The 24504-nt window shown below is 41.1% G+C and carries 33 protein-coding genes, 1 tRNA gene, 1 pseudogene and 2 riboswitches; of the genes and pseudogenes, 24 read left to right on the plus strand and 11 right to left on the minus strand.

Annotated elements, in window-relative coordinates; genetic code table 11:
• The first annotated feature begins 8 nt into the window (after positions 1-8).
• Positions 9-118, plus strand: a riboswitch (TPP riboswitch).
• Positions 119-196: 78 nt separating this feature from the next.
• The 9 genes from tenA (at position 197) to NSQ25_RS05720 (ending at position 7164) form a co-directional block, all read left to right on the plus strand.
• Positions 197-907 (plus strand): thiaminase II, encoded by a 711-nt coding sequence (tenA, locus tag NSQ25_RS05680; RefSeq protein WP_075622823.1) that lies wholly within the window; start codon positions 197-199, stop codon positions 905-907.
• Entirely contained in the window at positions 882-1499 is a 618-nt protein-coding gene (gene tenI, locus NSQ25_RS05685; RefSeq protein ID WP_046310578.1) for a thiazole tautomerase TenI, read from the plus strand. Before tenA ends, tenI begins: the two co-directional genes overlap by 26 nt.
• Positions 1483-2595 carry a glycine oxidase ThiO gene (gene thiO, locus NSQ25_RS05690; protein WP_041117143.1) on the plus strand — a complete coding sequence of 371 codons (1113 nt, stop codon included), beginning with the start codon at positions 1483-1485 and terminating at the stop codon, positions 2593-2595. The genes tenI and thiO overlap by 17 nt, the downstream gene beginning before the upstream one ends.
• The gene (gene thiS / locus NSQ25_RS05695; RefSeq protein ID WP_024426466.1) at positions 2592-2795 is read left to right on the plus strand and encodes a sulfur carrier protein ThiS; all 204 of its coding nucleotides are present in this window, start codon (positions 2592-2594) and stop codon (positions 2793-2795) included. The genes thiO and thiS overlap by 4 nt, the downstream gene beginning before the upstream one ends.
• A gap of 4 nt (positions 2796-2799) precedes the next feature.
• On the plus strand, positions 2800-3567 hold the full coding sequence (locus NSQ25_RS05700; protein WP_081124266.1) for a thiazole synthase: 768 nt from the start codon (positions 2800-2802) through the stop codon (positions 3565-3567).
• Positions 3564-4577: a thiazole biosynthesis adenylyltransferase ThiF gene (locus tag NSQ25_RS05705; RefSeq protein ID WP_326136577.1), complete on the plus strand. Its 1014-nt coding sequence runs from the start codon at positions 3564-3566 to the stop codon at positions 4575-4577. The genes NSQ25_RS05700 and NSQ25_RS05705 overlap by 4 nt, the downstream gene beginning before the upstream one ends.
• A 16-nt stretch (positions 4578-4593) precedes the next feature.
• Positions 4594-5400, plus strand: a complete 807-nt coding sequence (gene thiD / locus NSQ25_RS05710) for a bifunctional hydroxymethylpyrimidine kinase/phosphomethylpyrimidine kinase (RefSeq protein WP_034282031.1) — start codon at positions 4594-4596, stop codon at positions 5398-5400.
• 150 nt (positions 5401-5550) lie between these two features.
• Positions 5551-6327 carry an enoyl-ACP reductase FabI gene (gene fabI / locus NSQ25_RS05715; RefSeq protein ID WP_024425017.1) on the plus strand — a complete coding sequence of 259 codons (777 nt, stop codon included), beginning with the start codon at positions 5551-5553 and terminating at the stop codon, positions 6325-6327.
• Between the two features lie 114 nt (positions 6328-6441).
• The gene (locus NSQ25_RS05720; RefSeq protein ID WP_326136576.1) at positions 6442-7164 is read left to right on the plus strand and encodes a CotO family spore coat protein; all 723 of its coding nucleotides are present in this window, start codon (positions 6442-6444) and stop codon (positions 7162-7164) included.
• A gap of 35 nt (positions 7165-7199) precedes the next feature.
• Here the strand turns inward: NSQ25_RS05720 and NSQ25_RS05725 are convergent, their stop codons facing one another.
• The 5 genes from NSQ25_RS05725 to NSQ25_RS05745 all read right to left on the minus strand — a co-directional run bounded on the left by NSQ25_RS05725 (position 7200) and on the right by NSQ25_RS05745 (position 9843).
• Positions 7200-7643, minus strand: coding sequence for a CotY/CotZ family spore coat protein (locus tag NSQ25_RS05725; RefSeq protein ID WP_024426462.1), 444 nt, complete (start codon positions 7641-7643; stop codon positions 7200-7202).
• 203 nt (positions 7644-7846) lie between these two features.
• Complete coding sequence (locus NSQ25_RS05730) at positions 7847-8338, minus strand: CotY/CotZ family spore coat protein (RefSeq protein ID WP_003211658.1); 492 nt, start codon at positions 8336-8338, stop codon at positions 7847-7849.
• A gap of 146 nt (positions 8339-8484) precedes the next feature.
• Positions 8485-8979 carry a spore coat protein gene (locus tag NSQ25_RS05735; RefSeq protein ID WP_025093420.1) on the minus strand — a complete coding sequence of 165 codons (495 nt, stop codon included), beginning with the start codon at positions 8977-8979 and terminating at the stop codon, positions 8485-8487.
• A gap of 88 nt (positions 8980-9067) precedes the next feature.
• A complete protein-coding gene (locus NSQ25_RS05740; protein ID WP_034282321.1) occupies positions 9068-9403 on the minus strand; it encodes a hypothetical protein in 336 nt (111 codons plus the stop codon).
• 44 nt (positions 9404-9447) lie between these two features.
• Entirely contained in the window at positions 9448-9843 is a 396-nt protein-coding gene (locus tag NSQ25_RS05745) for a spore coat protein (RefSeq protein ID WP_252057859.1), read from the minus strand.
• Between the two features lie 167 nt (positions 9844-10010).
• Here NSQ25_RS05745 and NSQ25_RS05750 point away from each other — a divergent pair, with 167 nt between their 5' ends.
• From NSQ25_RS05750 to NSQ25_RS05770, 5 genes are all read left to right on the plus strand, one after another.
• Positions 10011-10361 (plus strand): DUF1360 domain-containing protein, encoded by a 351-nt coding sequence (locus NSQ25_RS05750; protein WP_024426459.1) that lies wholly within the window; start codon positions 10011-10013, stop codon positions 10359-10361.
• Between the two features lie 71 nt (positions 10362-10432).
• Entirely contained in the window at positions 10433-10561 is a 129-nt protein-coding gene (locus NSQ25_RS05755; RefSeq protein WP_255290946.1) for a hypothetical protein, read from the plus strand.
• Positions 10562-10648: 87 nt separating this feature from the next.
• Positions 10649-10870 (plus strand): hypothetical protein, encoded by a 222-nt coding sequence (locus NSQ25_RS05760; RefSeq protein WP_034282024.1) that lies wholly within the window; start codon positions 10649-10651, stop codon positions 10868-10870.
• Between the two features lie 84 nt (positions 10871-10954).
• Positions 10955-11089, plus strand: coding sequence for a YjcZ family sporulation protein (locus NSQ25_RS05765; RefSeq protein ID WP_034282023.1), 135 nt, complete (start codon positions 10955-10957; stop codon positions 11087-11089).
• A gap of 138 nt (positions 11090-11227) precedes the next feature.
• Positions 11228-11485 (plus strand): stage VI sporulation protein F, encoded by a 258-nt coding sequence (locus NSQ25_RS05770; protein ID WP_034282022.1) that lies wholly within the window; start codon positions 11228-11230, stop codon positions 11483-11485.
• Positions 11486-11501: 16 nt separating this feature from the next.
• Here the strand turns inward: NSQ25_RS05770 and NSQ25_RS05775 are convergent, their stop codons facing one another.
• Positions 11502-13814: an ATP-dependent helicase gene (locus NSQ25_RS05775; RefSeq protein WP_061109686.1), complete on the minus strand. Its 2313-nt coding sequence runs from the start codon at positions 13812-13814 to the stop codon at positions 11502-11504.
• A 126-nt stretch (positions 13815-13940) separates the two neighbouring features.
• On the opposite strand from NSQ25_RS05775, the gene NSQ25_RS05780 reads away from it, so the two are divergent.
• The gene (locus NSQ25_RS05780) at positions 13941-14198 is read left to right on the plus strand and encodes a hypothetical protein (RefSeq protein WP_024425007.1); all 258 of its coding nucleotides are present in this window, start codon (positions 13941-13943) and stop codon (positions 14196-14198) included.
• 82 nt (positions 14199-14280) lie between these two features.
• On the opposite strand, the gene NSQ25_RS05785 is transcribed toward NSQ25_RS05780, so the two are convergent.
• From NSQ25_RS05785 to NSQ25_RS05795, 3 genes are read right to left on the minus strand one after another with little or no spacing between them, the layout of a single operon-like run.
• Entirely contained in the window at positions 14281-14715 is a 435-nt protein-coding gene (locus tag NSQ25_RS05785; RefSeq protein ID WP_326136574.1) for a GNAT family N-acetyltransferase, read from the minus strand.
• 6 nt (positions 14716-14721) lie between these two features.
• Positions 14722-15237, minus strand: coding sequence for a YjcG family protein (locus tag NSQ25_RS05790; RefSeq protein WP_024426454.1), 516 nt, complete (start codon positions 15235-15237; stop codon positions 14722-14724).
• Between the two features lie 52 nt (positions 15238-15289).
• Positions 15290-16030: an esterase family protein gene (locus NSQ25_RS05795; protein ID WP_041117163.1), complete on the minus strand. Its 741-nt coding sequence runs from the start codon at positions 16028-16030 to the stop codon at positions 15290-15292.
• A 221-nt stretch (positions 16031-16251) separates the two neighbouring features.
• Positions 16252-16373: riboswitch (SAM riboswitch) on the plus strand.
• Between the two features lie 77 nt (positions 16374-16450).
• Between NSQ25_RS05795 and NSQ25_RS05800 the strand changes: the two genes are divergently transcribed.
• The 3 genes from NSQ25_RS05800 to NSQ25_RS05810 all read left to right on the plus strand — a co-directional run bounded on the left by NSQ25_RS05800 (position 16451) and on the right by NSQ25_RS05810 (position 18945).
• Positions 16451-17569, plus strand: a complete 1119-nt coding sequence (locus tag NSQ25_RS05800) for a methionine biosynthesis PLP-dependent protein (RefSeq protein ID WP_211042909.1) — start codon at positions 16451-16453, stop codon at positions 17567-17569.
• Positions 17566-18744 carry a cystathionine beta-lyase gene (metC, locus tag NSQ25_RS05805; RefSeq protein ID WP_326136572.1) on the plus strand — a complete coding sequence of 393 codons (1179 nt, stop codon included), beginning with the start codon at positions 17566-17568 and terminating at the stop codon, positions 18742-18744. Before NSQ25_RS05800 ends, metC begins: the two co-directional genes overlap by 4 nt.
• Positions 18745-18872: 128 nt before the next feature.
• Positions 18873-18945, plus strand: a tRNA-Val gene (locus tag NSQ25_RS05810).
• A 16-nt stretch (positions 18946-18961) separates the two neighbouring features.
• On the opposite strand, the gene NSQ25_RS05815 is transcribed toward NSQ25_RS05810, so the two are convergent.
• Positions 18962-19180: a hypothetical protein gene (locus NSQ25_RS05815; protein WP_326136570.1), complete on the minus strand. Its 219-nt coding sequence runs from the start codon at positions 19178-19180 to the stop codon at positions 18962-18964.
• Positions 19181-19261: 81 nt separating this feature from the next.
• Between NSQ25_RS05815 and NSQ25_RS05820 the strand changes: the two genes are divergently transcribed.
• Positions 19262-20098, plus strand: coding sequence for an SMI1/KNR4 family protein (locus tag NSQ25_RS05820; protein ID WP_326136569.1), 837 nt, complete (start codon positions 19262-19264; stop codon positions 20096-20098).
• A 268-nt stretch (positions 20099-20366) separates the two neighbouring features.
• On the opposite strand, the gene NSQ25_RS05825 is transcribed toward NSQ25_RS05820, so the two are convergent.
• Positions 20367-20705: a helix-turn-helix domain-containing protein gene (locus NSQ25_RS05825; protein ID WP_045035247.1), complete on the minus strand. Its 339-nt coding sequence runs from the start codon at positions 20703-20705 to the stop codon at positions 20367-20369.
• A gap of 105 nt (positions 20706-20810) precedes the next feature.
• Between NSQ25_RS05825 and NSQ25_RS05830 the strand changes: the two genes are divergently transcribed.
• The 5 genes and pseudogenes from NSQ25_RS05830 to NSQ25_RS05850 all read left to right on the plus strand — a co-directional run.
• Entirely contained in the window at positions 20811-21194 is a 384-nt protein-coding gene (locus NSQ25_RS05830; protein ID WP_061109701.1) for a RidA family protein, read from the plus strand.
• A 423-nt stretch (positions 21195-21617) separates the two neighbouring features.
• A complete protein-coding gene (catA, locus tag NSQ25_RS05835; RefSeq protein ID WP_326136567.1) occupies positions 21618-22277 on the plus strand; it encodes a type A chloramphenicol O-acetyltransferase in 660 nt (219 codons plus the stop codon).
• A 192-nt stretch (positions 22278-22469) separates the two neighbouring features.
• Positions 22470-23582 carry a Rap family tetratricopeptide repeat protein gene (locus tag NSQ25_RS05840; RefSeq protein ID WP_070325721.1) on the plus strand — a complete coding sequence of 371 codons (1113 nt, stop codon included), beginning with the start codon at positions 22470-22472 and terminating at the stop codon, positions 23580-23582.
• Positions 23572-23742, plus strand: a complete 171-nt coding sequence (locus NSQ25_RS05845) for a hypothetical protein (RefSeq protein WP_326136566.1) — start codon at positions 23572-23574, stop codon at positions 23740-23742. Before NSQ25_RS05840 ends, NSQ25_RS05845 begins: the two co-directional genes overlap by 11 nt.
• Positions 23743-23878: 136 nt before the next feature.
• Positions 23879-24502: pseudogene (locus NSQ25_RS05850) on the plus strand (RNase A-like domain-containing protein); the annotation flags it as partial.
• Positions 24503-24504: the final 2 nt, after the last annotated feature.

The raw sequence follows: 24504 nt of genomic DNA on the forward strand, positions 1-24504 counted from the left end.
TCATATATTTGATCCACTAGGGGAGTCCTTTAAAAGGGCTGAGATAAAAGTGTCGACTTTTAGACCCTCATTACCTGAACAGGTTCATACCTGCGTAGGGAAGTGGTGCGGTTTTTGACTATGCTTTTTACAAATTCCAAGCCACTTTCCACGCGGAAAGTGGCTTTTTTATATGGAAAAACAGGAGGAGAGAAACATGACGTTTTCAACAGAATGTAAAGAGGCTGCAGCAGCATGGTGGAATGGAAGCTTTACACATCCTTTTGTCAAAGGGATTGGAGATGGCACACTTTCACTCGATCGTTTCACCTATTACGTGATGCAGGATTCGTATTATTTAACTCATTTTGCAAAGGTGCAGGCATATGGAGCGGCGATGAGTGAGGACTTACATACGACGGGCAGAATGGCGTATCATGCCCAGGGCACGTATGAAGCAGAGCTGTCGCTGCATAGGAAATTTACAGAGCTTCTGCAGATTTCTGATGAAGCCATTGAGAACTTTAAGCCTTCTCCCACTGCTTATGCGTATACCTCTCATATGTACCGATCTGTAAAAAGCGGTCGGTTTGAAGAGATTTTAGCCGCGTTATTACCATGTTACTGGCTCTATTATGAGGTAGGTGAAAAGCTGAAACAAACAACACCTGACCATCCAATTTACCAAGAATGGATTTTGACATACGGAGGCGATTGGTTTAAGGAACTCGTCTTCGAACAAGTGAACCGCTTTGATGAACTAGCAGAAAAAGCACCAGACCATGTACGGGCCAATATGAAAGAAAATTTTGTGATTTCAAGCTATTACGAATATCACTTCTGGGAGATGGCGTATCAAAAAGAAATGTGGCAAACAGCATGCTTAGATGGGGTTGGTGCAAATGGAACTCCACGCAGTGACAAATGATTCGTTTCCTGCGGATGAACTGATCAAACAAATAAAAGCCATAGCGTCTGAAGTGGATTTTATTCATATTCGGGAAAGGTCTAAAACAGCAAGTGAGCTTGTTGATCTCGTGAAGAATCTCCTTTTAGAAGGTGTGCCGAAAGAAAAGCTCGTCATCAATGACCGAGTAGACGTTGCGCTGCTTACCAATATTCACAGGGTGCATCTACCGGGCCACAGCTTTTCGCCAAAAGAACTGCGAAAAAAATTTCCTCACCTTCATGCGGGAGTATCTGTCCATTCGATAGAAGAAGCGAAAGCAGCAGAGAAAAATGGAGCAGAGTATGTCATGTTTGGGCACGTATATGCCACCTCTTGTAAACCAGGACTTCAGGCAAGAGGTGTACAGCTTGTGAAGAAACTGACTTCTGCACTAACGATTCCAGTGGTGGCCATCGGCGGGGTGACCCCAGAACGAGTTCCAGAATTGAAACAAGCAAATGTGAAAGGAATTGCTGTCATGTCTGGGATTTTTGCTCATCATCAGCCGCGTATGATGGCACAAGCATTTTCTGAAAAGGTAAAGGAGAATCCTTATGAAAAAGCATTATGACGTTGCAATCATTGGTGGTGGAATCATAGGGGTCTCCATCGCCTATCACCTTGCAAAAGCAGGAAAACAGGTGGTCTTATTTGAAGCGAATGAGATAGGGAAGCAAACGACAAGTGCGGCTGCCGGGATGCTCGGTGCACATGCTGAAGGAGAGGGTCATGAGGATGTTTTCTTTCAGGCAGGCAGAGCAAGCCAGGCATTGTACGAAAAATTAAAAGTCGATCTTCTTCATGAATCAGGCATTGATATTCGAACTTCAGCGGGCGGTATCATGAAGGTCGCCTTTACAGAAGAAGAGAAACAAGCCCTTTGCCGGATGCAGCATTTGTCTACATTTAAATGGCTTGACGCAAGCAGCGTAAAAAAATGCATGCCTCAAGTTACAGATCACATGCTGGGAGCAGGTTTGATTGAAGAGGATGTGCATGTGGAACCTTACGCTGTATGCAGGGCTTTATGGCAGGCGGCTGTCCGGTACGGGGCAGATGTGAAAGAGTGTACACCTGTGATCGAAGTGAAGCGGGACAAAGAAGCGTTAACTGTCAGAACAACGAAGGGCACATTCACATGTGATGACCTGACAGTCGCAAGTGGTGTATGGTCTGGCCGTTTTTTTGAAGAACTCGGATTATCTCATTCTCTTTATCCAGTAAAAGGGGAATGTGTGTCTGTATGGAATAATGGTCCGGCGCTCGCACACACCATTTATCATGATCATTGTTATATCGTTCAGCGAGATAGCGGAAAGCTTGTTATCGGCGCAACAATGAAGCCAAACGAGTGGCAGGCTGTTCCAACGCTTGGCGGCATGGAAGCTGTGATTCAAAAGGCGTCTCAGCTTATGCCTTCTATTAAGGAGATGCCGATTGAAGAGTGCTGGGCAGGCCTTCGTCCGGCGACAAACGATCGGCATCCTTATATCGGAAGACATCCAGAAGACAAGCGTATTCTTTTTGCTGCAGGGCATTACAGGAACGGTATTTTACTAGCGCCGATTACTGGAGAAATCATTCGTGACCTGATATTAGACGAACCGGTCAAAGAGGAATGGCTTCATGCGTTTCGTATTGGACGAAAGGAGGCACTATTCGTATGAAGATTCAATTGAATGGCAGAATCGTTGATTTCGATCAAGAGAATGGAACGATCTATGATCTGCTATCAGCCTATCAGCTTGAAAACCGTGTGGTGATCGTTGAAAAGAACCATGAAATCATTGATAAAGAAGCGTTTCAACAAGTAGAAATTCAACCAAATGACACGATTGAAATCGTTCATTTCGTAGGAGGAGGATGATCCAATGCTGCACATTGGCGGAAAAACATTCACATCAAGACTATTACTAGGAACAGGAAAGTACCCATCATTTGAGGTTCAAAAAGAAGCGGTGAACGTATCGGAAGCCGAAATTTTAACCTTTGCTGTCAGAAGAATGAACATATTCGAAGCATCTCAGCCTAATTTTTTGGAGCAGCTTGATTTATCAAAATATACGCTGCTTCCCAATACAGCTGGAGCAAGTACAGCAGAAGAGGCAGTGCGTATTGCCCGTTTAGCAAAGGCTTCTGGGCTTTGTGACATGATCAAGGTAGAAGTCATTGGCTGTTCAAGGTCTCTTCTGCCAGATCCAGTTGAAACATTAAAAGCATCTGAAATGCTGCTCGAAGAAGGATTTATCGTGCTGCCATATACATCTGATGATGTGGTGCTGGCAAGAAAATTAGAAGAACTGGGTGTCCATGCCATCATGCCTGGTGCTTCACCGATTGGTTCAGGCCAAGGCTTACTAAATCCTCTGAATCTCTCATTTATTATCGAGCAGGCGAAGGTGCCGGTCATTGTTGATGCTGGCGTAGGTTCTCCGAAGGATGCAGCTTATGCGATGGAGCTTGGAGCTGACGCTGTATTACTAAATACCGCTGTCTCTGGTGCAAAGGATCCTGTGAAAATGGCAAAAGCAATGAAACTCGCGATTGAATCAGGAAGACTAGGCTTTGAGGCAGGACGTATTCCGCTAAAAAACTATGGGACAGCGAGCAGTCCACAGGAAGGAATGCCGTCATTTTGAGCACTCGTTATTCACGCCAGGAGCTTTTTCAGCCAATCGGAACAGAGGGGCAAAAGCGGCTAAATGACTCAAAGGCTGTCATTATTGGAGCGGGGGCACTTGGAACCGCAAGTGCTGAAATGCTCGTTCGTGCCGGCGTTGGTTCTGTCACCATTTTGGACCGAGATTATATTGAATGGAGCAACCTTCAGCGCCAGCAGCTCTACACAGAGCAAGACGTGAAGGATCGACTGCCAAAAGCTGTGGCGGCTGAAAAAAGACTCAAGCAAGTAAACAGTGATGTGCACATCAAAGGAATCGTAATCGATGTGACTGCTCACAATATTGACGAACTTGTCAGTGGGGCTTCAATTATTGTCGATGCAGCGGATAATTTTGAGGTAAGAATGATCGCAAATGATGCCGCTGTCAAACATCAAATTCCGTTCCTTTATGGGGCCTGTGTAGCAAGTTATGGCATTCAATTCACTGTGATTCCTGGTGAGACGCCGTGTTTACACTGTTTGCTTGAACATTTACCCGCACAAGGCATGACATGTGATACAGCAGGTATCATCAGTCCAGTTGTGCAGCAGGTGGCCGCATATCAAGTGGCAGATGCACTTAAATATTTAACAGGACATCAAGTGACGCCAATTTTAAAATCCTTCGATTTATGGAAAAATGAACGATCTGACATTCGGTCGGCCGTGTCTTTAAAGAAGAAGCAATGTCCAAGCTGTGGACTGAAGACGTATCCATTTCTTTCATATGACAAGAGAGCGAAGGCGGATGTACTATGCGGCCGCAATACGGTACAAATCCGCAGTGCAGCAGAAACACCGCCGCCTTTACATGAAGTAGCTCTTCGGTTAAAGAGGGCAGGAATGGATGTGCTTGAGAATCCATATTTGCTTTCGTGTCAAAAGGATGAGTTTAAGCTTGTCTTATTTAAAGATGGCAGAGCGCTTGTTCATGGTACGAATGATATTGCCAAAGCAAGAACCATTTATCATCAATGGATTGGCTAATGAGAGGTGTGAAGAAATGACGATCAAAAAAGCATTCACAATCGCGGGTTCTGATTCTGGCGGCGGAGCAGGTATTCAGGCAGATTTGAAAACTTTTCAGGAGCTCGGTGTGTACGGAATGTCTGCGATCACAGCAATTACTGCGCAAAACACACTAGGTGTTCACGGGATATACCCGCTTTCAATTGAGGCGTTAGAGCGTCAAATAGATGCAGTGGCAGAAGACTTACCGCCAGATGCCGTCAAAACAGGGATGCTGTGGAGTGCAGACATGATTAAAATCGTAGCTGAAAAAACGGTTCAATATGAAATGAAGCTGATTGTAGATCCAGTCATGATCGCAAAAGGAGGGGCCTCTTTATTAAATGAAGATGCGGTCTCTGCGATGAAAACACACTTGCTGCCTGTCAGCTATGCTGTAACACCGAATCTTCCTGAGGCAGAAGTACTAACAGGCATACGTATTCAGACGAAAGAGGACCGCTATGTGGCAGCGGAGCGTCTTTATGAGCTTGGCACGAAACATGTCGTGATCAAAGGCGGCCATGGTCCATCTGATGGGATGATTTCAGACCTGCTGTATGATGGAAAAGGCTTTATTGAAGTCACAAATGAACATATTGATACACCGCATACACATGGTACAGGCTGCACGTTTGCAGCAGCATTAACAGCTGAAATTGCGAAAGGATATTCGATGAAGGAAGCCTTTGAAACAGCAGAAACCTTTGTCCATGAAGCCATTAAATTCCCTTTACGTATTGGATCTGGACATGGGCCTACGAACCACTTTGCTTATCAGCAAAACAGAATCAAACGATAACCGAATCGAACCGTCTTCACTTGTGAGGGCGGTTTTTTTTCGAAAATGAAACTTTCTTTCAGCGGAAATTGTCATTCTCTTATGATCTGTGATAATATTATGATCAGGTACTAATACTATGTCTTGAAAAAATAGGAGGCTTTATTACATATGAACTTTTCTTTAGAAGGCCGTAATATCGTGGTGATGGGTGTTGCCAATAAACGAAGCATCGCTTGGGGAATTGCCCGCTCACTTCATGAAGCTGGAGCTCGTTTGATTTTTACTTATGTTGGAGATCGTCTTGCTGAATCGGTAAAAGAGCTGGCAAGCACACTTGAGCGTGATGATTCAATTATTCTTCCATGTGACGTGACAAGTGACGAAGAAATCGAAAAATGTTTCGCTGCAATTAAAGAAAAAGTACAAGTCATTCATGGCGTTGCACATGCCATTGCATTTGCAAACAAGGAAGAGCTTGTTGGCGAATACTTGAACACGAACCGTGAAGGTTTCCTTTTGGCGCACAACATTAGTGCATACTCATTAACTGCTGTAGCAAAAGCAGCACGTCCATTAATGACAGAGGGTGGAAGCATTGTGACGCTTACATACCTAGGCGGAGAACGTGTTGTATCAAACTACAACGTAATGGGTGTAGCGAAAGCATCACTTGAAGCAAGTGTGAAATATTTAGCAGCTGATTTAGGCGCAGAAGGCATCCGCGTGAACAGTATTTCTGCTGGTCCAATTCGTACGTTATCTGCAAAAGGCATCAGCGGCTTTAATACCATTCTGAAGGATATTGAAGAGCGTGCACCGCTTCGCCGTACAACGACTCCTGAAGAAGTTGGCGATACAGCTCTATTCTTATTCAGTGATCTATCTCGCGGCATGACAGGTGAGAATCTGCATGTTGATTCTGGCTTCCATATCATTGCCCGCTAATCGAATACATGACTTGCAGCATACCGATGAAGGGTATGCTGTTTTTTTATTTTTCTTCTGATTTGAGGCCTCCGTTCATATATATAAGGAATGAATCATTCGGGAGGGATTAGTATGTCAAATAAAGGTGATGAGAATCAAAAGCCGCTGATGTATATTGTTCAGCCGAGCTATCAAGAATCAAAGCCGGCCATGCAAAATATTGTGAGAAAGCGAAAGAAATCAGAAAAACAGCCAGAAAGTGAGACCACTGCAAAAGACGTGATCGAAGAAAGCAAGCAGGAGGAACCTGCAGCTCAAGAAATAGAGCATAAAAAAGAAGCCGAGCCGCCTAAACTTCAACATGAACGAGATATAACTCAAGAAGCTGAGTTTACAGAAGAACAAGAGATCCCACAAGAAGCAGGGCCTGCACAGGAACAAGAGGATACACAAGAAGCAGGGCCTGCACAGGAACAAGAGGATACACAAGAAGCCGAGCCTGCGCAGGAACAAGAGATCACACAAGAACCAGAGATCATACAAAAGCGAGAGCCTCAAGAAGAAGAGGGAAATCAGCCAGAAGGTGTCTTTCATGAAACAAAAGAAGAACCAAGAAGAAAACGAGTGAAAAAGCCTTTAAGTCAGATGAGTATTGATGAAAAAGTCGATTTTCTCACAAGACTGCCTCATAATATGCCAAGGGCTCTTTGTCTGATTGAAGCTGATGGTAAAACATATCGAGGGATCATCATGGATCGAAAAGATGATACTGTGATCATTCGTACAGCAGGCGGGGGAAATCCAGTCGAATTAGCGATTGCTGAGATTTCTTCCATCCACCCGCTAGGTTTTTAACTAATAAAAAAAGTCCCATTTAGGGACTTTTTTTGTTAGCAGTTACGATTGATGAGTCTTGGGTTTAGGCACTCGATTGCGCAGAAGCAGTCAAGGTCTACTTCAACACAATACTTCGATTTTTCTAATCGGAACACATCACATAGGGAATCTTTATCTGTAAAATCTAAAATATGACGGTCTTTGTCAAATGCGATAAGCAAGCTGAGTGTTGCACAGTGATCACAGATATGTTCGACTCTGAAAAATGCAGTACTGAAGCAAGGGCCTGCATCTACTTCTCCGACGTTTCCGAATGCGACGAATGGTTTTGATTTGGATGTAAAGAGAACAAACGGGACAGTGTCACCTAATGAATGTGATGGAGAAAGGAGATTGCTGTAACAGCTGGTCGGGCAATCTTCTTTGACAGCATTTTGCAAGTCGCTAATGTTTTCAACAGCCTCTGTTACACAGCTCCATGAATGATTGCGGCTCATATTCAACCCTCCTATACTAGGAATTTTGTTTGAGTGTTTGAGCACTGTCATCATCTTCAAGCTATCTTTGCCGGCTCGTGCATCTACTTTTAACCAATGCGGAAGCAGCCGCTTCTTATGCTGACTGCTCCGCATGATTGGCTGTCATTCGTGAGGAAGGGGATGCTTTGACTCATGACAAGTTAGATGAGCGGCCTGTTGATTTAGCCGTGGTGATGATGCTTTTTATCTTTTGATGGCATGACTCTGTCGACAAGCTCTGGGTTTAAGCATTGGATTGCGCAGAAGCAGTTTAGATCAACCTCAATACAAAAGTCCGTTTTTTCTAGACCAAAGAAGTCAGGGTCACAAGGGTGACATACGCTTAGCGTATGTCCGTGTACATCAACAGGTCTTAATACAGATAACGTAGCACAGCAGTCGTGTAATTTTTCAACCCGGAAGAAAATAGATTCGAAGCATTGGCAATCGTCAACGAATCCTCCGATGTTTCCGAAAGTAGAGAACAACCCGCCCTTTTTATCAAAAAGTAAAAACGGAATCGTATCTTTTCCAGAAACTGTTGGGCTTAATAAATTACTGTAGCAGCTCGTAGGACATTTATCTTCTACAGCTTCCTGCTCTGCTAAAATCTTATCAACCGCATCGCATACACAGTTTTCATCATGTCGGCCATGGTGTTTTCCGCAGCTCATGGATTTCAGCTCCTTTAACAAGGTATTTGACTTTAGTCCTTAACAACATATGTATGCGCCCTCTAGTTGGTGTGGGTAAATGACCATTTATATTTGATGTATTTTGATAAAAGGAAAAGCAGAGCTTTTCGCTCTGCTTTTGTACATTAGAGGATACCGATTGCAACGATTGTCGCAACAAGTGTTTGAGTAAGTGTTTGGATTGCGATAGAGATGTCCGCATCGATTGTAGATACTGTAACGTTTCTTGAATTTTCGATGACAAGTTTTTGGCGGTTTGTTTGTTTGTGAGTAGCGGCTTGTAAAAGATCCTGCGTAACGCGGTCTGCCAAATCACCGTCAGCGATTGAGATATTTGTAATAGTGATGATCGCTGTTTGAATCGCTACTTGGATAGATGCTGCAACCTGTGCATCAACAGAAGAGACGTTAATGTCACAAGAGTCTCTGACGATAATGACTTCTTCAGATGTCTGCTTTGTGAAACTTACTTGATCCAAGTCTTGTAAGACATCTTCATCATCATAATAGTCGTCACAAAGTGCTTTTCTTTCATAGTTGCAATCGTCGTGGTGTCTGTGGTGTCCGTGGTGTGTACAGTTACGATCTAGAGCGACCCAAGAATATGGTTTAGAATCCATTTCTATTCCTCCTTCCGTTTACTTTATTAAATGCTGGAATGCGTGGTTTTGTCTCGGGCATTTACCCTAGCAGGCAACCCATTTTTATTTAATCGTTATTACGCTGCGCATCACGGCGTTGCTGAATACGATTTCGAAGTGAATTTCGTTTTGGACGTACTTTTGGTTCAGGCTCTACTTGTTCCGGCTGTTTTGCTGCCTCAGCCTGCCTTTTTTTCTCCTGCTGCTGTTCTACGAAATCATTTGCTTTCTTTTGCAAGTCCTCCACTAATTTCAAAATCATTCTTCTTTGATCATCTGAGATATTTGCTTTCTGATCATCAGTAATATTGTTTTTGTTTAACACATCACTTACAAGAAGACTTGTTAATGGATCAATATCAGTATTGATTTGAAACTCCTTTTTTTCGTTCTCTTCAGCCACGATGATTTCACCTCTTTCATACGTCATGTTAGAAAAAGAAAGGGTCAAAGAATGCCGGCTTCAACTAAGAGTACATTCAATGTTTGAGTGAGAATTTGGACGGAGTTCATAATGGATGCATCTGATAATGTAATCGTAATGTTATGGCAGTTGATGATTTGAATCACAGTTTTCTTTTGGACTGTCACTTGTTGTGTGGATAAAAGCTGATCTGTGATGTCGGCAGCCACTTCATCGTCTGGTACAAGAATTTGGATTAAAAGAGTAATGATTGTCGTAACGGTCGCTTGAAGGGAGAGTGCAGCTGTTACATCTGTTTTATGAATTGTGACATTTTCGGAATCTTTGATCTCAATGAAATCATCATAATTGCTGATTAATTCGTTTAACAGTTGTGTATATAATGTTTCAGCACTTTCTTCAATAGACAATACTTTCACTCCTTTCTTATCTATACATTATTTAATGCAGTAAGGACGCAAGGTGGAATCGGAAAGTGTGAAAAAGTACAACCCAATTTTATTTCCGCTCGATTCATCATGACGATCTTTTTTCTTGCATATATAAAGAAAGGACGGAAAAAGAAGAAAGAAGGAGGTGGAGGCTTCTGAGCGGTGCTTTGTCATTTGTCGTGTTTGCCCTCGCATCCTTTAGACTGACGAGACTGATTGTGTTTGATACCATTACGGCCCCTTTCCGCCGTCTATTTCATGAAGAACAGGAAGAGGTAAACGAACAAGGTGAGGTCGAAACATATATCATCATTAAAGGGGAAGGACTGCGGTCTTGGGTTGGAGAACTGTTAAGCTGTTATTGGTGTACTGGCATATGGTGCACTGCTGCCTTACTTCTGATATACATACTTTTTCCTGTCATCAGCATGTGGCTTAATTTACTATTAGCGATTGCCGCAGCAGCAGGCATCATTGAAGCGGTCGTCTCAAAGCTTGTGAAATAAACAGGCATTCTGATCAGACACGCTTTCAACAAATGCATATACTATCATGGAATAGGAAAGGAAGGGTTGCGATGAAACCAAACGAAACGCCGTCACATACGCTTCAAGGTTATCCAGCGCAGTCAAATCAACAATCTGTATATACGAAGAAAATCAAGAAAACAGGATGCGGCTGTGGAAACAAAAAGAAACCTCAATAGAAGAGAAAAACAAAAGCCGGATTTATCCGGTTTTTTTGTTGCCCTTTTTTTGAGTGATGCATATGTAAGAGGGAAGGGGTGACCAGAATGGATGCATTCGAACAATTAATTGGTTCCTTGTTCACTAAACCCCATGATGGGAAAGAACAAGCGCACGAGAAGGCTGAAATGGATCTAACGGATAAAGCGAATGATCTTGAGGAGCACTTAAAAGAATTTGGCGTGAAGATGGAGGCTTTTGCGAAAGAAACAGAAGCATTCATGATGCGTCATAGAGAGGCAGATTACGTATTTAAACAGCAGAAATAAAAATTCCGCACTTTTTTATGTGATCGTCCAAACCATTTCTTTCATTTTTCATACTTTGTAAGGGAGAAGAGGAGGTGCTTATATATGAGTTGTTACGGTGGCGGTTCTTGCGGCGGCTACGGAGGTGGCTACGGCGGCGGATATGGATCAACATTTGTTCTTGTCGTTGTGCTTTTCATCCTTCTAATTATCGTTGGTGCTTCTTTCTTTAACTACTAAAAAGTAAGAAGGTGAGGGAAGCAAGGGGGAAGCCTTTTGCTTTCCTTTCTCTTTGATCAAACAAGGTTTTAGGATAGGCACATATCCCGCCTATTTTCATATAGTAAGGTGATTACTCCACAAAGAGGAGGCAAATGAATGGATAATAAATTCTTTAAAAGCGTAGAAAACAAAACCGGTGTGAATATGAATGATGTGTTTAAACTTGCAGGTTCTTTGCAAAATGCCAACTTTAAAGATGAGAATACCGTTCGAGGTGTCATTAAAAAAGTAGCGCAGCTTGCGAACAAACGTGTACCTAAAGAAATGGAAGACAAAATCGTTCAATCGATTACAAGTGGAAAAGAAAAGCTTGATTTCAATACAATCTCTAAAATGATGAACAACAAAAAATAAACAACAGGCTCTCCGTTTAAAGGGGGGCCTGTTGTTTTTGCGTAAATAATTCACGGTTTTTCTTTAGAAGAGGATATAAAAAGCGAGAACGATGGGCCGTTTTTCCTCGTCTAAATGATGGAACAGACAGATAAAGAGATTGTTCAGCTCTTGTCATGGCAACGTATAATAAACGGCGCTCTTCTTCCAGCGCTTCTTCATCACCGTTTCTGAGTTCATCCAGTGAGAAATCATGGGGCAGTGCCCCGTCGACCACACAAGTGATGTATACTGTCTGGAACTCAAGTCCCTTTGCGCGGTGGATCGTCATGAGCTGAACACCGGGTTCATCTGTTTTTTCCTTTTCGGCAGACTTCATATGTTCGGCATGTGCGAGAAAGGCTTCAATCGTTTCAAAGCGTTTGGCGGCTGTTTTCACATCACGTACATCATCCGCTCCTTTTTCAAGTACATTCGTATCGTTCACCCGTTTTTTTAAGTAATCCCCGAGTCCCATCTTTTGTTCAATAAATGTCACTGCGTCCGATGGCTTTAACGTCCGTAACGTTCGGAACAAAGGAACAATTGATTGCAGCTTTTTCCGCTGAAACGGCTGTATATCTGTCAGTTTTCCGAGCGCTTCTACCATTGAGCAATCTTCTGTGATGGTCAGTGCCTTTAGTGTATTCAGGGTTTGCTGCTTTAAAAAGAAAACCGGCAGTAGCTGTTTTATGGCGGCCACATCATCTGCATCCTGACTTAAAGAAAGAAAGGCGAGGAGAACCCGAACCATTCGTCTGCTGTAGAAGGCTTTGACGCCGGCATCCGTTTCATACGGAATGGCCGATTGATGCAGCCGTTCATAAATCGCACGGCCGCCTGTGTTCGTTCGAAACAGCACGCAGAAGTCATTCGGCTTTGCACCGTTTTTAATTTTCTCCTGAATATCTGCGACAATCATCGTCGCTTCCTCTTCTTCATCATATGGATAAAAAAGCGTCGGGGGAATTTTCTCCGCGCGCACGGCTTTTAACGTCTTCTCATAACGATGCTGATTTTTCTTAATAATCGCATCAGCACTTGCGACAATCGTATGGTGAGACCGGTAATTCGCATGTAAATGGACGATCTGAGCCGAAGGATAGTCTTGTTTGAATTCAAGAATGAAAGCAGGATTGCTCCCTCTAAAGGCGTAAATGGCTTGATCATCATCCCCTACACAAAATAACTGCTCTGATTCTCCGGCTAAAAGCTGAATCAATTGATATTGTACTGGATTAATATCCTGAAATTCATCCACTAAAATATACTGGAATCGTTCTTGATACCGTTTTAGCAGTTCGGGCTGTTCTGTCAGCATATGTAAGCAGGCAATCGCCATATCATCAAAGTCAAATTGCTGATTGTCTCGTTTTTGCTGTTCATATGATTGATAGATCGTCCACATATGTTTTTCCTTTTCATCCTTCAAATCAGGAAGTTCACCTGGTAAAAAGGCATTTTTCCAATAGCCGATCGATTGCAGTACTTGATCAGTAGGGTAGTCTTTTTCATCAAGCCCTTCATTCATTATGGCTTTTCGAATGTATTGCTCCTTTTGCCAGTCAAACTTGATCAGATGCTGGCCGTTCCATTTGCTTGCGTCATCGTGAAGCAGCATTTTATAAAAAAGACTGTGGAAGGTGCCTGTCACTACTTGGCTGGCTTGTGAAGGATGAAGCTGGTATTGCTTGCGCAGTCTTTCTTTCATCTCATTGCTCGCTTTGGTCGTGAAGGTTACGAGTAAAATATGGTGAGCAGGAATATGATGATGGGACATGAGATAAGCCGCTCTAGCCGTCAGGACTCTTGTTTTCCCGCTGCCGGCACCAGCCAGCACAAGCATCGGACCATCTAAATGTGTGACAGCTTGAAGCTGCGGTGTGCTGAAGGTGATATGCGGAAAGAGGTCGATCGTATGAACTTGTTCATTCTCTTCTAAATGTAAGGCGTCGCTAAATTGAATCGACCTTGGTTCCTGCCAGTCATATGATTCGCTCGTTTGCGAGATGATCTGTTTGCCGGTTGGAAAACGGAAGCCGCCAAGCTCTTTGTAGGAAGCTCTTTCCTCTTGTTCTGCCGTTTTATTGTGATCTGCTTGTTCTTCAGCTTTTTCACAAATCTCTTGCTGAGACATGTGCTTATGAATAAAGGCAGGTTCATCATGTATATTTAATCTAAAAAAGACCGGTTGTCCGCAATATGGGCAGAATAATTGTCCTTTTTTTCCCTCGTCATGGAGGAATTGATAGTGTTCTCTCGAATACGTATGTAATGAGATCGTTCGATCATGTCGTCGTGCGCATTTCAAAGCTAGTCCTCCAATAGTCAATCAATCTTAAAATGAAACACATCTAATCATATCAAATGAGGCGTGTTTCAAACAGTCATAATTAGGGAATAGTAGATTAAGAGAGAAGCAAAGGAGGCGTTCTTGATGGGATATATAGCCCCGATTCAGCCGGATCTGTATTTTCAGTATATCAATCGTCCAGCTCCTCAGGATAAAGAAGACTATGCGAAAGTAACAAAGGTTACCCGCACCTTTCATGACAAGATTTACAGAGAGCTGGAGAAAAAAGAGGACTTAGTGACAGAAGCGGAAACGAAAGTACAGCAAAAAAAGCGGGAACGCTTTGTACGAGATATGTTTATGGAGGAAGGCAAGGGCATTCATATCAATACGTATATATAAATGATTGCGCTTTCTTCCATTGGCGAACGATAATGAAAAAGAAAAAGCCAGGGCATCTTGAATGCTCTGGCTTTTCTTTTGGTCAAACAGACAGTGTTTTTGTCATTTTGACATGTTTGATTCCTGCTTCTTCAAACGGTTCAGAAACCGCTTTGTAGCCTTTCTTTTCGTAGAAAGGAAGAGCTTGGATTTGGGCATGCATAACCGCTTCTTTTGCTCCATTTGCAATCGCTTCTGTTTCTAGCGCCTCTAATAGTTTGTGGCCAAGGCCGAAGGAGCGCGCCTCTTTTAACACACAAATGCGTTCAAGCTTTGCCTTTGATCCCTCAATGATCCGCAGTCTAGCGGCCGCCTGAGGCTTTTTGTCATCATTGTAAATGACAAAATGGGTGGCTTTGTCTTCTAGTTCATCTATTTCGATCTCTATTGGAACTTCTTGTTCTTTTACGAATACTTCTTTTCGAACGTAATATGCATCTTCTCGTTGTGTTTGTTCTGTTGCGATGACTGTTTTCAAATGTCTTTAACCCTCTTCTCCTAAAATAAATGTTTCATAGACGGTCCAAGATCCGTTCTCTAATTGATATAAAAGGTGGAAGCGATCCACTGTTTCTTCATGGTCAATCTTTCTCAGCTTTAATGTGCCAAGTACGTCTGAATGCTCATCATCTGATAGTTTTTGAGCGACTGTCACATGCGGAACAAAGGCATATTCAGGTGTGCCGGCAAGTGGATCTGCGTACAATCTTTCATTGAGCGCCATGATGTCCTCGTTCGGTTCTACTTTCATATAAATGACGTTGTTTACAGGAGCGAATGAACTGAATTTTTTAATACGTAACGTAATAGGAGAAGCATTTTTTGCATAATCTCTTAACGTTGAGACGACCTCAGCCGCTTCTAGATCCGTTAATTCAAAAGGTGTTCTTAATGTTAAATGAGGCGGTATGAGTGCATAGTTCGGATCATAACGCTTCCGGTAAGAGTTCGCAATATCTTGCAATTTTTTTGATGGAAATATAACAACTCCGTATTTCATCATGTTCCCTCCTGAATAAGAAAGTATTTATTATTGTTTATTATAACAAAATTCAGTTGATTAACGAATATGGGAGCATTCTTTTTAACGAAGGCGCAATGAGCGGCTGCCAAAACGTCCATTTATGATCCCCTTCGAATGTCTCAAATAAATAATCCGCACCAGATTGTTCAAGAAGGGCCTTTAAATCTTCGTTCGGCTGAACAAAATCAAGCACCTGGCCATCTGTTGTTTTCACAGCCGTTTCCTCAAGCCCAATTTGATGGATAATGGCATAATGAGAAAGGGCTGTCGACTGTTTGACGGCTTCTAGAACCGACTCGTCAACGTAAGGGGACTGCAAGATCAGCCCGCCAAATAAAGAAGGATAATCAATGGCTGTCATGAGGGAAATCGTCGCACCCAGTGAATCACCAATAAACGTCCGTCCTGATCCAATTTGATAGGTTGGATAGTGTTGATCAATATAAGGGACCAGTTCATTTGCTAAAAAGCGTTTATACGCTTCAAATTTTGTACCGTCTGGATGATACGTGTTTCGTCTTTCCGTGACATTTTCATAAGGAACACCAATGATAATCGAGCGTTCCATTTCTTTGTTTTGCATCAATTCTTCTGCCTGTCTGCCTATTTTACCTAGGCGGAAATAATCATGACCATCCTGGGCAATGATGACATGATATGTATAAAGGGGGGAGTAATTGACTGGCAAATAGATCAAAATGGTCATGTCCGCCCCAAGTTCTTTTGACTGTATGGTTTCTTCTTGAATGATTCCTGTTTTCTTCACCATAATCCATTCCTCCAGCTAACCAAATTCATCATAAAGTGAAACGTTTCCATTCATTGTAACACGAAAAACAGCGTTGTTCCTATATGCTAACATGCAATCAAACCGTATAACATCGATTCTGTTATAAAATACAGAAAATTTTAATTAATTATGACATTTCCCCTTGAAAAATGAGATTTAATGGGTTACAGTATTAAGAATTAGAACAGACAGACAACACATTCTTATCGTGAGAGGTGGAGGGACTGGCCCTTTGAAACCTCAGCAACCGGTATGCATCACTTCATGTGATGTACCAAGGTGCTAAATCCAGCAAGCAGCTTTTTTGCTTGGAAGATAAGAGGAAGCGATTAAACCCCTTCTTCTTATGAAGAAGGGGTTTTCTGTTTTGAAATCAGATTTTTACTAGGATGGTGTCAAATGACAGAACATGTGGAAACGAAATTAGCGCAGATTGGAAACCGTAGCGAAGAGGTGACTGGCACTGTCAGTCCTCCCGTTTATCTTTCGACAGCATACAGACATAGAGGCATAGGGGAATCTACAGGATTTGATTACATTCGAACGAAAAATCCAACAAGACAGCTCGTAGAGGATGCAATTGCTTCACTCGAAGAAGGGACGGCCGGTTTTGCCTTCAGTTCGGGAATGGCGGCAATCCAAACGATCATGGCTCTATTTGAAAGCGGAGATGAACTCATCGTCTCTTCAGACCTATATGGCGGTACATACCGTTTGTTTGAAAACGAATGGAAAAAGTACGGCTTACGTTTTCTTTATGATGATTTTTCAGATGAAGACTGTTTACGCTCTAAAATCACGCCAAACACAAAAGCGATCTTTATTGAAACACCGACAAACCCACTGATGCAGGAAGCAGATATTCAAAAAATAGCGAAGATTGCAAAAGAGCATGGCGCTTTGGTGATTGTCGATAACACCTTTTACACACCAGTCTTGCAAAAGCCCATTACGCTTGGAGCGGACATTGTCATTCATAGCGCAACCAAATATTTAGGCGGACATAATGACGTTCTTGCCGGGCTTGTGGTCACAAAAGGAGAGCAGCTGTCTGAAGACATGTTCCAGCATCAAAACGCAATTGGAGCGGTTCTATCACCATTTGACTCATGGCTTTTAATGAGAGGAATGAAAACACTGGCTCTTAGAATGCGCCAGCACGAGGAAAATGCGAAGGAGCTGGCTGGGTTTTTAAAGAAACAGCCAGAAATTCAAGATGTGCTTTATCCAGGAAAGGGAGGCATGCTGTCATTCCGAGTAGCCAAAGAGGACTGGGTCAATCCATTTTTGAAGCAGCTGAAAACGATTTGTTTTGCTGAAAGCCTTGGCGGAGTCGAAAGCTTCATTACGTATCCTGCAACACAAACGCATATGGATATTCCAGAAGAGATTCGCATTGCAAACGGTGTATGTAACAAGCTGCTCCGTTTCTCTGTTGGCATCGAGCATGTAGATGATCTGAAATCAGACCTAAAACAGGCACTATCACAAGTAAAAGAGGAGGTACACGCCAAATGACCACACACGATTGGACACTCGAAACACAACTCGTTCATAATGCGTTTAAAACAGACCGTTCAACAGGTGCAGTCAGTGTACCGATTCAGCATGCATCCACATTTCATCAAAGCAGCTTCGATGAATTTGGCCAATATGACTACTCCAGATCGGGAACTCCGACACGTCAAGCATTAGAGGATACGATTGCAGCGCTGGAAGGAGGAACGAGAGGGCTTGCCTTTGCATCAGGCATGGCTGCTATTTCAACCGCTTTTCTTCTATTATCAAAGGGAGATCATGTCCTTGTCACAAGAGATGTGTACGGCGGGACTTTCCGAATGATCACCCAAGTTCTTTCAAGATTTGGAATTGAGCATACCTTCGTGGACATGACCGATTTGAATGAAGTCAAAAGAGGCATTCAATCAAATACAAAGGTCATTTACATGGAAACACCGTCAAATCCAACACTAGGGATTACAGATATTGAAGGTGTTGTCCAGCTTGCGAAAGAGCATGACTGTCTGACTTTCTTAGATAATACGTTTTTAACCCCTGCGCTTCAGCGTCCGCTTGACCTTGGTGTTGACGTTGTTCTGCACAGCGCAACGAAATTTTTAAGCGGCCACAGTGATGTGCTGTCAGGCTTAGCCGTGGTGAAAGATAAGAAGCTGGGAGAGGAACTCTATTCACTGCAAAACTCCTTCGGTGCAGTCCTTGGCGTGCAGGATTGCTGGCTCGTGCTAAGAGGATTAAAAACCCTTCAGGTCAGATTAGAAAAAGCTAGTCAAACGGCCTTCGAGCTAGCTTCATTTCTTAAAGAACATCCTGCGGTCAAAAAAGTATACTACCCAGGCTTAGATGATCACCTGGGTGCAGATATTCAGCGAAAGCAGGCAAGCGGAGCAGGAGCGGTTCTCTCATTTGAACTAGAAAACCAAGCGGCAGTCAAAGAATTGGTGGACGCTGTCACATTACCTGTATTCGCCGTCAGCCTTGGCGCCGTCGAATCCATTCTGTCATACCCAGCCAAAATGTCCCATGCGGCTATGCCAAAAGAAGAAAGAGAAAAAAGAGGGATTACAGATGGGCTGCTTCGTTTAAGTGTAGGTGTCGAAAACGGAGAAGACCTCAAACGTGACTTCAAACAAGCACTAGATCAACTAAAGCCTGTTCTTGTGAATCAGTCATAAAAGTCAGTGAAAAGCCGGTGCGGATACCGGCTTTTTGGCTTTTTTGAACAAAACCATTGACGCCTCATGATGATGGTTATATAATAGAGACTGTCAGTAACAGAAAGCCCAGAACTGATACATAATCCGATTCCGTAGCTCAGCTGGGAGAGCGCTACCTTGACAGGGTAGAGGTCGCTGGTTCGAGCCCAGTCGGAATCATCGTTGAAACCCTTGCTTAGCAAGGGTTTTTTGTTTTTCTGACAACGAATGTTTGTTCTGTTTCTTTTGTTTGGGGACGAACTTTATCCGCCAGATTGTTTTTCAGTTGGCAGGAGGTTTTGACTGATTGCCTAACGATCTTCTCGCCTTTACCTGTTTTTCTTTTCAGATCATCAATTGTTGGATTCTTACGAAAGCGACTCATACGATAAATCTTTCTCTCAAGATAAAACATACAATCACCACCAAAAACAATTTAATAGAATATAAGTTCGTGAAAGGTGTTTTGATAAATGACACTAGGAGGAAATAAACTTTGAAATCTTTTTGGGAAATAGGCGATGAAGGTTACTATACGTTAAAAAAGATCACCGCAGAAGAAGTAGCTAAGGCTGAAAAGAAACTAGGAGTCACTTTGCCAGATACATATAAAAAGCTCATATTAGAACAGAATGGCGGTTATATAGTTCATAATGCTTTTCCATCCACTCACTCTAATTCATGGGCTGAGGATCACATTCAATTTAATCACCTGCTAGGAATTGCTGAAGATGAAGGGATTATGGATAGTGCCTATTTGATAAAAGAGTGGGAGCTGCCAGAAGGGCTTGTTTTGATTAACGGGGATGGCCATACTTGGGTAGCTATGGATTATCGAAAAACGAAAGAGAATCCTTCAATTCATTATTTTGATGTTGAGATGGAAGAAGACTTTAAGTTAGCAGATTCTTTTGACGAGTTTATTGAAGGTCTTTATACAGCTGAGTACACTGTTGATGAGGAAGCAGCAGAGGGTGAATATGAACTTCATGAAGATCATTTAAGTAAAGAAGAACTTGAAGCCATATTTGAATTGGACTTCCTTTATGAAGATAATTTGTATAAAATTCAATATTACCCAATGGTTGAATTGGATGAAATAGAATGGTTTTTTAAAAAGATGCAATATCATATTGAAAAAACAAAAGATGAAGATGATCTTTATGAAGTAGCTTCTACGATTAACAACGTTCTTTTATTGAATCCAAATATGCCAATCAACGATAAAATTAATAAAAATCTAAATCAAATTGCTAAATTTTTAGAAAAAAATAAAGATCCACTTATAGTAAATCAAGGAGAACAAATTGCTATGCAAACAAGTTTCCTTTAATTAGCTTTGAGCATGCAAAGACAGTCCATACTGGTGAAGATCTATCTGGGGAAGCATGAAATAAAATGAATATCATTTTGCCGTCCAAAGGGACGGCTTTTTTCAATAGAAACAGTTAACTGGATATACAACACCTCAAAACGTATAGACAAGATAGATAGGGGCTATTCATTCCTATAGTATTCATTAGATTAGAAGTTATCTATACGCTCCATTGCTTTATCAAAACCTTCATAGTCAATAGTTGAATTATCTATACAAAAAGAATTTAATTACTGCGATTTTTCTCTCCCCAATCACATAACTGTTCTAAAATTGGTAAAAGTGTTTCTGCCTTATATGTAAGACTATATTCCACTTTAGGGGGGACTTGTGGATATTCCTTTCGTATAATCATCCCATCTGCCTCTAAATCTTTAAGTTGTGCACTCAATGTTTTAAAGGTAATCGTTCCAAGTCTCCTTTTCATATCATTAAAGCGAACGGGTTGATTTTCCGAAAGGAGATACAGAATTAGCATTTTCCATTTGCCTCCTATAACTGATAAAGTATATCCAAAAGGTGTCTCTTGGATATTACCCGTTTTTCTATAATCGGCCATACTCATATTGACACTATCCTTTCTGATAGTAGCTATCTAAATAGTGCGTACTATTTTTTTATTTATATTCATTTTATACTTACTTTACTTTGAAATAAAGGAGAGAAAACAATGACTAATATTAAAACCTACAATCACAATTTATGGGATCACGGTATTACCCAAGGATATAGCGTTAAAGGAACAATCTACATTTCAGGTCAATTTTCATACGATAAAAATGGTATGTTCGTTGGTAAGGAGAATATTGAAGCTCAGACTCTGCAAACATTTGAGAACCTTGATCGGGTATTGGTGGAATTGGGAGCTACGAAATCCAACATTGCATATGTTGAAATTTTTCTAACAAATCCACAAGAACACTCCGAAACGGTCATAGATCTATTCAAGGAATACTTAGGTCAACACAGACCAGCTGGCAGTCTCATTGGTGTGACATATCTGGCTTTCCCAGAGCAATTGATTGAAGTCAAGGCTATCGCACACACTGATTAAATATGTTATCGTATGCACATCATCATGAAAATTGTTATTATGTTACTGCGAAAGGTCTTATACCTAATCCGGACGGAATTCACATCAATGCGATGTCCTAGAGAATATTTGGTATAAGATACTATGAAGCATTTCGAAAAAAAGAACATATACATGAGCCAATAACAAATGAACATGAGTTAGTGAATGAATGTCATAATAGAATGAATACCTCAGCGGAGAAAACATATATAGCACTAGAAAAGTTCACGTTAGGAAAGATGACTTACGAAGAGTTGCTGAAGGCTTTATCGTAGGTAAAACTCATAGTAGACTTTGAATGGACAAAAACATGACATATCTCTTGAAAGGATGATTGTGGTGGTGAAAACAGATAAAGTCTCCTCCTGAATACAGTAAATCACATTCAGGAGGAGATAAAAAATGTTTAAACAAATAGATGAAAATTATCCGAGAAAAGAGCACTTTCATCATTATATGAAGGTAACCCGATGCTCATATAGTCTGGTGGTTGATCTAGACATCACGACATTGCATTCAATATTAAAAGAAAAAAAGCTAAAAGTATATCCTGTGCAAATTTATTTGTTAGCAAGGGCTGTGCAAAAAATACCGGAGTTTCGGATGGATCTAGTGAACGATGAACTTGGTCACTGGGATCTTCTCCATCCTAGTTATACGATTCTAAATAAAGAAACAAAGACATTTTCAAGTATTTGGACACCTTATGACGAAAACTTTGCTCGGTTTTATAAAAGCTGTGTAGCGGACATTGAAACTTATAGTGAAAGTAACAAACTATTTCCGAAACCTAATATGCCAGAGAACATGTTCAATATTTCAAGTCTACCTTGGATTGATTTTACTTCTTTTAACCTTAATGTATCCACAGATGAAACTTATTTGCTGCCAATATTTACGTTAGGTCAATTTAAGATGAAAGGAGAAAAAATCATCCTACCCGTTGCGATTCAAGTACATCATGCTGTTTGTGATGGCTATCACGTCGGTCAATATGTGGAATATTTGAGGTGGCTTATAGAACATTGTGAAGAGTGGTTAAGCGATTCATTGTATACTTAATTTTCAAAAGGTGTAGTCATTTGATTTTTAGGAAAGGCAGACTTGATGGAGTCTGCTTTTTTGTTATGTGAAGAAAATGCGTAAAATCTGTTACTCAACTGTTCTTTTTGCGGTTTCTTTTCGGTGCCTTGTAAACTTAAACATGTGATAATAAATGTAATATAAGGGAAATTAGTGGAAGGGGAATAAGGGATGGAGAAAGTTCTTTCTTCACATGTTGGTGTGAAAATAAATGAATGGTATAAAATGATTCGGCAATTCAGTGTACCCGATGCAGAGATTTTGAAAGCTGAGGTAGAACGAGAAATTGAGCGAATGGAAGAGGATCAAGACCTGCTCATTTACTATCAATTGATGTGTTTTCGACATCAGCTTATGCTCGATTATATAAAACCTTCATTCGATCAATCAATTTCCGCGCTAGTCGATAAAATAGAGAATTCTAACCATCAACTGTCTGGAATGTTGCAATACTATAATGCCTTTTTTAGGGGTATGCATGAATTCAGTAAGAAAGAGTATGTACAAGCCATTCAATATTATAAGATTGCTGAGAGGCAGCTGGCGCTTGTTGTAGATGAAATTGAACAAGCAGAATTCCATTTTAAAGTTGCTGAAGCATATTACATTATGAAACAAACCCATGTTTCTATGCACCATATTATAAAAGCCCTAGAGATTTATGATCGTTATGATCTTTATAAGGTGAGAAAAATTCAAAGTCTATTTGTGATCGCAGGAAATTATGATGATTTTAAACGATATGAGAAGTCGCTCCCCCACTTACATAAAGCACTAGATCTTGCTGAAGAAATAAATGATCAAAGATTAATCGCTAAAACTTATTTGAATCTTGGAAATACGTATGACAGGCAACAGGATTATATTAAAGCTGCTTCCTTCTATAAAAAAGGGTTGGATAAGATGACTGAAAACAATGAAGATATTAAACCAAGATTATTTTTTAGTTTAAGTTGGACTTTGTTTAAAAGTGATAAAACAAAAGAAGCACTTGAATATATCGCTAAAGGAATAAAAAGTGCAACAGCAGAAAACAATCTGTTTTATAAAACATTGCTCAATTCATTAAAGACAATTTATGTAGATGAAGGTATTGAAAATATACGAAAAATGTTTAAAGGGTTAGAGGAAAAGAAGTTGTATCCTTATATTGAAGAGTTTGCTTTAAGCCTTGCAAATCTTTATGAAAAAAGGAATGATTCGGAGAGGGTAGCAGATTATTATAGAACTGCCATAGAAGCTCAAACCGAAATCCAAAAAGGGGAGTGTTTATATGAATATTAAAATGAAGATATTGATTAGCGCCACTTTATTGGTAGGTGCTGCTTACCTAGGTTCTTTTAATTACTCACAAGAATCAACTGATCGAAATATCACTGTATTTCCTCAAAAAACCGATCGAAACACGACGATGATCGATCCAAATTCAACATTTGAAAACTAATAGGCAAAACTAAACAGATCTTGAGGGTCTGTTTTTTTAAAATGGGGACAGATTGGGGACGAACCCTTTCAGTTTTTTATCAGAAATGCACTTGCACATTATAGAACCTTATTAAATCAGTCTTTTTCAGAAATTCTACAAGACATCACAAAAATCCTTTGACGCCCTAAAGACATCCCAAAAAGGTTTATACGGCCTCACCGCCACCAACGGCTTCAGCGAAGCGATCACAGGCCGAGACATGTTTGGAAACAAGATCTCAAAAGAACAGCAAGAAGCAAGTATGAACGCGGCGCTTGGAAAGCTTTTGCCGTTTGGGGCGAAAGGGTTTCATGGAAAAATGGGGATTAAGAAAGGTGAGAAAAATTCTTTATCTCCAGGTAATGGATTAGCTATACATGAATCTAGAGGTGGGCACTTAATAGAGAGACATGTTGGGAAAACAGATGAAGAACTATTAGAAAGGCTGAAAAGTAATCCTAAAATCACGGGTTCTTCTACTTTTAACGATAGAATGACTGCAGAAAGAGTTGCTGATTCAGTTTTGGGTGATCCGAAGAGTGTTGATAAAATACAAAAGTGGTTATCCGACCCCAACAGTAGACCTACATTACCATTAAAATATAAGGGTGATGGAGAGGTAATTGGAAGAAGTGTTTCGAGAAATTCAGAAGTAGTTGAGAATGTTACAAATGCAAAAATTATACTGAAAAAAGATGAGAATGGCGGTTTTATTTTAACAGGATACCCTGTTAAATAGAA

The sequence above is a fragment of the Bacillus sp. FSL R5-0512 genome, assembly GCF_038593295.1.
Taxonomy (GTDB): Bacteria; Bacillota; Bacilli; order Bacillales; family Bacillaceae; genus Bacillus; species Bacillus safensis.

Excerpts from the sequence above, each read along its gene's own strand:
- tenA (WP_075622823.1), top strand. The coding sequence starts at position 197 with ATGACGTTTTCAACAGAATGTAAAGAGGCTGCAGCAGCATGGTGGAAT.
- tenI (WP_046310578.1), top strand. The coding sequence starts at position 882 with ATGGAACTCCACGCAGTGACAAATGATTCGTTTCCTGCGGATGAACTG.
- thiO (WP_041117143.1), top strand. The coding sequence starts at position 1,483 with ATGAAAAAGCATTATGACGTTGCAATCATTGGTGGTGGAATCATAGGG.
- thiS (WP_024426466.1), top strand. The coding sequence starts at position 2,592 with ATGAAGATTCAATTGAATGGCAGAATCGTTGATTTCGATCAAGAGAAT.
- NSQ25_RS05700 (WP_081124266.1), top strand. The coding sequence starts at position 2,800 with ATGCTGCACATTGGCGGAAAAACATTCACATCAAGACTATTACTAGGA.
- thiD (WP_034282031.1), top strand. The coding sequence starts at position 4,594 with ATGACGATCAAAAAAGCATTCACAATCGCGGGTTCTGATTCTGGCGGC.
- fabI (WP_024425017.1), top strand. The coding sequence starts at position 5,551 with ATGAACTTTTCTTTAGAAGGCCGTAATATCGTGGTGATGGGTGTTGCC.
- NSQ25_RS05720 (WP_326136576.1), top strand. The coding sequence starts at position 6,442 with ATGTCAAATAAAGGTGATGAGAATCAAAAGCCGCTGATGTATATTGTT.
- NSQ25_RS05725 (WP_024426462.1), bottom strand. The coding sequence starts at position 7,643 with ATGAGCCGCAATCATTCATGGAGCTGTGTAACAGAGGCTGTTGAAAAC.
- NSQ25_RS05730 (WP_003211658.1), bottom strand. The coding sequence starts at position 8,338 with ATGAGCTGCGGAAAACACCATGGCCGACATGATGAAAACTGTGTATGC.
- NSQ25_RS05735 (WP_025093420.1), bottom strand. The coding sequence starts at position 8,979 with ATGGATTCTAAACCATATTCTTGGGTCGCTCTAGATCGTAACTGTACA.
- NSQ25_RS05755 (WP_255290946.1), top strand. The coding sequence starts at position 10,433 with ATGAAACCAAACGAAACGCCGTCACATACGCTTCAAGGTTATCCAGCG.
- NSQ25_RS05760 (WP_034282024.1), top strand. The coding sequence starts at position 10,649 with ATGGATGCATTCGAACAATTAATTGGTTCCTTGTTCACTAAACCCCAT.
- NSQ25_RS05765 (WP_034282023.1), top strand. The coding sequence starts at position 10,955 with ATGAGTTGTTACGGTGGCGGTTCTTGCGGCGGCTACGGAGGTGGCTAC.
- NSQ25_RS05770 (WP_034282022.1), top strand. The coding sequence starts at position 11,228 with ATGGATAATAAATTCTTTAAAAGCGTAGAAAACAAAACCGGTGTGAAT.
- NSQ25_RS05780 (WP_024425007.1), top strand. The coding sequence starts at position 13,941 with ATGGGATATATAGCCCCGATTCAGCCGGATCTGTATTTTCAGTATATC.
- NSQ25_RS05790 (WP_024426454.1), bottom strand. The coding sequence starts at position 15,237 with ATGAAATACGGAGTTGTTATATTTCCATCAAAAAAATTGCAAGATATT.
- NSQ25_RS05795 (WP_041117163.1), bottom strand. The coding sequence starts at position 16,030 with ATGGTGAAGAAAACAGGAATCATTCAAGAAGAAACCATACAGTCAAAA.
- NSQ25_RS05800 (WP_211042909.1), top strand. The coding sequence starts at position 16,451 with ATGACAGAACATGTGGAAACGAAATTAGCGCAGATTGGAAACCGTAGC.
- metC (WP_326136572.1), top strand. The coding sequence starts at position 17,566 with ATGACCACACACGATTGGACACTCGAAACACAACTCGTTCATAATGCG.
- NSQ25_RS05815 (WP_326136570.1), bottom strand. The coding sequence starts at position 19,180 with ATGTTTTATCTTGAGAGAAAGATTTATCGTATGAGTCGCTTTCGTAAG.
- NSQ25_RS05825 (WP_045035247.1), bottom strand. The coding sequence starts at position 20,705 with ATGAGTATGGCCGATTATAGAAAAACGGGTAATATCCAAGAGACACCT.
- NSQ25_RS05830 (WP_061109701.1), top strand. The coding sequence starts at position 20,811 with ATGACTAATATTAAAACCTACAATCACAATTTATGGGATCACGGTATT.
- catA (WP_326136567.1), top strand. The coding sequence starts at position 21,618 with ATGTTTAAACAAATAGATGAAAATTATCCGAGAAAAGAGCACTTTCAT.
- NSQ25_RS05840 (WP_070325721.1), top strand. The coding sequence starts at position 22,470 with ATGGAGAAAGTTCTTTCTTCACATGTTGGTGTGAAAATAAATGAATGG.
- NSQ25_RS05845 (WP_326136566.1), top strand. The coding sequence starts at position 23,572 with ATGAATATTAAAATGAAGATATTGATTAGCGCCACTTTATTGGTAGGT.